The sequence below is a fragment of the Micromonospora sp. NPDC003776 genome, assembly GCF_053605645.1.
In genome coordinates, this window is the sequence record NZ_JBSGJR010000456.1 from 1 (window position 1) to 5,894 (window position 5,894).

At 76.9% G+C, this 5,894-nt stretch carries 6 protein-coding genes and 1 pseudogene; 5 read left to right on the forward strand and 2 right to left on the reverse strand.

Annotated features, from left to right (window positions below; genetic code table 11):
• Window positions 1-131: 131 nt before the first annotated feature.
• Window positions 132-1,643 carry a hypothetical protein gene (locus ACWEVO_RS27975; protein WP_452310480.1) on the reverse strand — a complete coding sequence of 504 codons (1,512 nt, stop codon included), beginning with the start codon at window positions 1,641-1,643 and terminating at the stop codon, window positions 132-134.
• 138 nt (window positions 1,644-1,781) lie between these two features.
• Here ACWEVO_RS27975 and ACWEVO_RS27980 point away from each other — a divergent pair.
• Together ACWEVO_RS27980 and ACWEVO_RS27985 are read left to right on the forward strand one after the other, a co-directional pair.
• Window positions 1,782-2,576, forward strand: a pseudogene (locus ACWEVO_RS27980) (hypothetical protein); the annotation flags it as partial.
• A gap of 287 nt (window positions 2,577-2,863) precedes the next feature.
• Window positions 2,864-3,904 (forward strand): HAD-IIA family hydrolase, encoded by a 1,041-nt coding sequence (locus tag ACWEVO_RS27985; RefSeq protein ID WP_452310481.1) that lies wholly within the window; start codon window positions 2,864-2,866, stop codon window positions 3,902-3,904.
• A 4-nt stretch (window positions 3,905-3,908) separates the two neighbouring features.
• Here the strand turns inward: ACWEVO_RS27985 and ACWEVO_RS27990 are convergent, their stop codons facing one another.
• A complete protein-coding gene (locus tag ACWEVO_RS27990; RefSeq protein WP_452310482.1) occupies window positions 3,909-4,244 on the reverse strand; it encodes an SCP2 sterol-binding domain-containing protein in 336 nt (111 codons plus the stop codon).
• Window positions 4,245-4,356: 112 nt separating this feature from the next.
• On the opposite strand from ACWEVO_RS27990, the gene ACWEVO_RS27995 reads away from it, so the two are divergent.
• The 3 genes from ACWEVO_RS27995 to ACWEVO_RS28005 form a co-directional block, all read left to right on the forward strand.
• Window positions 4,357-4,935, forward strand: a complete 579-nt coding sequence (locus ACWEVO_RS27995; RefSeq protein WP_452310483.1) for a phasin family protein — start codon at window positions 4,357-4,359, stop codon at window positions 4,933-4,935.
• Complete coding sequence (locus ACWEVO_RS28000; protein WP_452310484.1) at window positions 4,932-5,189, forward strand: hypothetical protein; 258 nt, start codon at window positions 4,932-4,934, stop codon at window positions 5,187-5,189. Before ACWEVO_RS27995 ends, ACWEVO_RS28000 begins: the two co-directional genes overlap by 4 nt.
• Before the next feature lie 21 nt (window positions 5,190-5,210).
• Window positions 5,211-5,894 (forward strand): TlyA family RNA methyltransferase (locus tag ACWEVO_RS28005; RefSeq protein ID WP_452310485.1); only part of this gene is annotated, 684 nt, incomplete at its 3' end.

Genomic DNA, 5,894 nt, shown 5'->3' on the forward strand with positions numbered 1-5,894 from the left:
GGAAGCGCGGAGAGCCAGTGCTGTACGTCGACCACGCCCACCCCTTCCGGTCCGACCTCGAACCCTACCCGCGGCGGGCGGCGGGCGTTAGCGTTCTTGGGGACGCATTCAGGAAGGATGTACCTGTGAGTTCAGGACCGCAGGGCGGGGATCGCCCCCGCCGTTACGAGGACCGCGCCGACCGCCGGCCCGGGCGCGACGACGCCCGCCGCGACGACCGTCCGTCGTACCGGGGGGACCGCGACGACCGCTCGGGCGGCCCGCGGGGCGGCGCCGGCGGTGACCGCCGCGAGGGCGGTTTCCGGTCCGGTCCGCGCGAGGGCGGTTTCCGTGGCGGTGACCGTCGTGAGGGCGGCTTCCGCGGTGGCGACCGTCGTGAGGGCGGCTTCGGCGGCGGTGAGCGCCGTGAGGGCGGCTTCCGTCGGGACGACCGGCAGGGTGGTGCCGCTGACGGCGACCGCCGGGAAGGCTTCCGCGGTGGTGACCGTCGCGAGGGTGGCTTCCGTGGCGGCGACCGCCGCGAGGGCTTCCGTTCCGGGCCCCGCGAGGGCGGCCCGCGTGAGGGCGGCTCCGGTGGTGACCGTCGCGAGGGCGGCTTCCGCCGCGACGATCGGCAGGGCGGCTTCGGCGGCGGTGAGCGCCGTGAGGGTGGTTTCCGTGGCGGCGATCGTCGCGAGGGCTTCCGTTCCGGGCCCCGGGAGGGCGGCCCGCGTGAGGGCGGCTTCGGCGGCGAGCGCCGTGAGGGTGGCTTCCGCGGTGGCGAGCGCCGCGAAGGCGGCTTCGGCGGCGGTGAGCGCCGTGAGGGTGGCTTCCGTGGCGGCGACCGCCGTGAGGGCTTCCGTTCCGGGCCCCGGGAGGGCGGCCCGCGTGAGGGCGGCTTCGGCGGCGAGCGCCGCGAGGGTGGCTTCCGCCGCGACGATCGGCAGGGCGGCTTCCGCGGTGGCGAGCGCCGCGAAGGCGGCTTCCGTGGCGGTGACCGTGAGGGTGGCTACCGCGGCGGTGACCGCCGTGAGGGTGGCTTCCGCGGCGGTGACCGTCGTGAGGGCGGCTTCGGCGGCGGTGACCGCCGTGAGGGCTTCCGTTCCGGGCCCCGCGAGGGCGGCCCGCGTGAGGGCTTCGGCGGCGAGCGCCGCGAGGGGGGCTTCCGCGGCGGTGAGCGCCGTGAGGGTGGCTTCCGCGGCGGTGAGCGCCGTGAGGGTGGCTTCCGCGGCGGTGAGCGCCGTGAGGGTGGCTTCCGCGGCGGTGAGCGCCGTGAGGGTGGCTACCGGGGCGGCGACCGTCGTGAGGGTGGCTTCGGCGGTGGCGACCGTCGTGAGGGCGGCTTCCGCGGCGGCGAGCGCGAGGGCGGCTTCCGCGGCGGTGAGCGCCGCGAAGGTGGCTTCCGCCGTGAAGGCGGGGTAGGCGGTGAGCGCCGCGAGGGCGGCTTCCGCGGCGGTGAGCGCCGTGAGGGTGGCTTCCGCGGTGGTGAGGGTCGTGAGGGTGGCTTCCGTCGCGAGGAGCGTGAGGGTGGCTTCCGGGGCGGCCGGGAGCGTACCGAGCGGGCTGGCGAGCGCCGTGGGTACGGTGACCGCCCGCGCCGGGAGGACGGCCGGGCGGGCGGCTACGGGCCGGACCGCGAGCGGCGGGACGACCGGCGGGAGCACGGCGAGGGCCGGGAGGGTGAGCGGGTCGCCGCGCCGGCGCTGCCGGACGACGTGGTGGCGAGCGATCTCGACTCGAGCGTTCGGGCCGAGCTGCTGTCGCTGGCCAAGCCGGTGGCGGAGAGCGTCGCCCGGCACCTGGTGGCGACCGGCCTGCTGATCGATGACAACCCACCGGAGGCGCTGGCGCACGCCATGGCGGCGCGTCGGCTGGCCTCGCGGATCGCCGCGGTGCGGGAGGCCGTCGGGCTGGCCGCGTACCACGCCGGCGAGTGGCAGACGGCGATCGCCGAGCTGCGGACGTACCACCGGATGACCGGGCTGCAGAGCCACCTGGCCGTGCTGGCCGACTGCGAGCGGGCGCTGGGCCGGCCGGAGCGGGCGATCGACCTGTTCCGGGGCGCGGACCGGGAGAAGCTCGACCAGTCCGTGGCGATCGAGCTGCTCATCGTGGCGGCCGGTGCGCGGGGCGACCTCGGGCAGAAGGACGCGGCCGTGGCGATGCTGCAGGTCCGCGAGCTGACCGCCGACTCGTCCGAGCCGTGGGCGGCGCGGCTGCGGTACGCGTACGCGGACGCGCTGCTCGCCGTGGGACGGCGCGAGGAGGCGCGGGAGTGGTTCTCCCGGGCCGCCGACCTGGACGCCGAGGGTGAGACCGACGCCGCCGAGCGGCTGCTGGAGCTCGACGGCGTGGTCATCGAGGGCGACGACGAGGAGGACGAGGAGTTCGCGGCCGGACCGGGCGCGCCGGGGGCCGTGCCGGCCCGCCCGGACGCCGACCTGGTCGGCGGCGCCGACTCCGCCGCGGACGACGACCTCGACGGAGATGGCGAGGACGACCTCGACGTCGACGCCGACGAGACGGACGACCTGGACCCGGACGACGTCGACGCCCGTTACGCCGATGACGACGACGACGATGACGAGGACGACGACCTCGACACCGACGCCGAGTTCGCGGACGACGCCGCGGACGACGATGACGAGGACGACGAGTTCGGCGACGAGGACGACGGCGACGCCCGGCTGCGCGACGACGAGGATCCGGCGGCGGGCGACGTCGACCGGGGCGGCGAGGCGGCCGGCTACCGGGACCGCGACGGCGCGGACCTCGCCGACGACGAGCTGACCGACGATGCGGCCGAGGCCCTCGCCGGGGACACCCGTGCCAGCGGCGAGCCGGTGACCGACGGCGGTGACCGCACGGCGGAGGCGGACCGGCGGTGACCGGGAGCGTCGGGGAGGCACCGGCCGGAGAACGGCTGGTCGACGGGTACTCGCTGGTCGTCTTCGACCTGGACGGGGTGATCTACCTGATCGACCGGCCGATCCCCGGCGCCGTGGAGGCGGTGGGCCGGCTGCACGCCGAGGGCCGGTCCGTGGCGTACGCGACGAACAACGCCTCCCGGCGCTCCAGCGAGGTGGCCGACCTGCTCACCGGCATGGGCGTGCCGGCCCGGCCGGAGGAGGTGCTGACCTCCGCGGCGGCCACCGCCGAGTTGCTGCGCGACCGGCTGCCCGCCGGCGCGCCGGTGCTGGTGGTCGGGGCGGAGGCGCTCCGCGCCGAGCTGCGCGCGGTCGGCCTGCGTCCGGTGGCCCTGGCCGACGAGAACCCGGCGGCGGTCGCCCAGGGGTACGGCCCGGACGTCGGCTGGGCCGACCTGGCCGAGGCGTCCCTGGCGGTCCGTGCCGGCGCCCCCTGGTACGCGACCAACACCGACCGCACGCTGCCCAGCCCGCGGGGCCCGTTGCCGGGCAACGGCTCGCTAGTGGCGGTGCTGCGTACCGCGCTGGGCCGGGATCCGGACGTGGTGGTGGGCAAGCCGGAGCCGGCACTGTTCGCCACCGCGGCGCGCCGGGCCGGCGCGGGGCGGACCCTGGTGGTCGGCGACCGGCTGGACACCGACATCGAGGGCGCCCGCCGGGCGGGGCTGGACTGCCTGCTGGTGCTCACCGGGGTCAGCGACGTACCCGAGCTGCTGGCGGCGCCCGAGCAGCGGCGGCCGACGTACGTCGCGGCGGACCTCGCGGGGCTCTTCGAACCGGCGGCGGTGGTGCGGGTGCCCGGCGCGCCGGACGCGGGCGGCTGGTCGGCGAGTGTGGCCGACGACGGACTGCTCCTCGACGGCGCTGGTCGTCCGCTCGACGCCCTCGCCGCGCTCTGCGCGGTCGCCTGGTCGACGGGGACCGGGGCGCGGGTGCGGGTGCGGGCGGCGTCTTCGGCCGCGGAGCGGACCCTCGCCGAGCTGGGCCTCGCGGACTGACCGCTCAGAGCAGCTTGCGGAGCTTCATCAGGTCGAACGGGTTGGCCTTGATGGACACCCGGCGGGAGCCGACCGCCTTGGCGATGTCCAGCTGACCGTGCACCAGGGCGACCAAGTCGTCGCTGCTGGTGCTCAGTGCGATCTTGGCCTTGGGGTCGTCGCCGTCGCACAGGTCGAGCAGCCGGCCGCCCGCGATGCGGCCGTGGAACGCGGTGTCCAGGTCGGTGATCCGGCAGGCCAGGGTGCGGTCCAGGTCGATCCGGCCCTGCATCTCGGCGTGCCGGTCCAGCCGGGCGGCCAGCTCCTGCAACGCCTGCCGGCACTCGTCCACGCTGGCCACATCGTCTCCTCACCGCTCGCCACGCCGTTCCCCGGCACCGTACCGCAATGGGGCGTCCCCGGCGCCCGGTAGCGTGACACCTGCACACCCCGCCCCGTGGAAGGACTCAGGCATGCAGGACGCGTGGCGCGCCTACCTCGAGCTGGCCATGGGCCTGACCGAGGCGCCCCGGAAGAAGGCCCAGGACGCGGTGCGGCGCGTGGTCGGGCAGGGCGGCGCGACGGCCGCCCAGCTCCAGTCACTCGCCGAGGAGCTCGTGGCCACCGGAATGGCCAACCGCGAGGCGCTGACCAAACTGGTCCGCTTCGAGGTGGACCGCGCGCTGGGCGCGGTCGGGCTGGCCACCGCCGATGAGGTGGCCGAGCTGACCCGCCGGGTGCGCGAGCTGGAACGGCAGCTGCGCGAGGCGAAGGGCACCCCGACCGGGCCCGCCCCGGAGCCCGGGCCGACCCCGGCCGAGCCGGGCGGGGCCGAGCGGGCCGAGGCCGCCCCGGCGGAGGCCGCCCCGTCCGCCCCGGCGGAGGCCGCCCCGACCAAGGCGGTGGCGAAGAAGGCCGTGGCGAAGAAGGCGATCGCGAAGAAGCCTGCGGCGACGGTGGCGCGTACCCCGGCGGAGGAGTCGCCGGCCGCGCCGGTCCGGCCAGCGAAGAAGGCCGGCGGGCGCGAGCAGGCCGGAGGTGACGGATCGTGACCGCCCCGTACCGTCCCGGCCCGCCGCCGGGCCCGCGTCCCGGCCCGCCGCTGGGCGGTCCCCGGCCCGGTCCGCCGCCCGGCGTGCGTCCCGCGCCGGTGGAGGAGGTCGGCGAGGGCCGGCACCCGGCGGTGGACGCCGCCGTGCAGGCCATGATCAACGCCGAGCCGCTCTCCCCGGCCGACCAGATCGCCCAGTACGAGGCGGCGTACGAGACGCTGCGCGAGACCCTGGCCAGCATCGACCAGGCCTGACCCACCGGAGAAGAACCACCCATGGCACGTCGTACCCGGCTGGATGCCGAACTCGTCCGCCGCGGCCTGGCCCGCTCCCGCGAGCAGGCCGCCGCGCTGGTGGAGGCCGGCCGCGTCCAGCTGCGCGGGGTGCCGGCCCGCAAGCCCGCCGCGATGGTCGACCCCGCCGATCCGCTGCTGGTCACCGGTGAGGATCCCGCCACCGAGTACGTCTCCCGGGGCGGGCACAAGCTGGCGGGCGCCCTGGCCGCGTTCGGCCGCGGCGGGCTGACCGTCGCCGGCCGGCGCTGCCTGGACGCGGGCGCCTCCACCGGCGGGTTCACCGACGTGCTGCTGCGCGCCGACGCCGCCGAGGTGGTGGCCGTCGACGTCGGCTACGGGCAGCTCGCCTGGTCGCTGCGCAACGATCCGCGGGTACGGGTCTTCGAGCGCACCAACGTGCGTACCCTCACCCCGGAGGCGATCGGCGGCGAGGTGGACCTCACGGTCGCCGACCTGTCGTTCATCTCGCTGCGCCTGGTGCTGCCGGCCCTTTCGAGCTGCACCGCCCCCGACGGCGACCTGGCGCTGATGGTGAAGCCGCAGTTCGAGGTCGGCAAGGAGCGGGTCGGCGCGGGCGGTGTGGTCCGCGACCCGGAGCTGCGCGCGGAGGCCGTGCTGGACGTGGCCGACGCGGCCGCGCGGCTCGGCCTCGGCCTGGCGGAC

What these genes read in the sequence shown, in the direction of transcription:
- ACWEVO_RS27995 (WP_452310483.1), top strand. Translation starts at nt 4,357, where the DNA reads ATGCAGGACGCGTGGCGCGCCTACCTCGAGCTGGCCATGGGCCTGACC.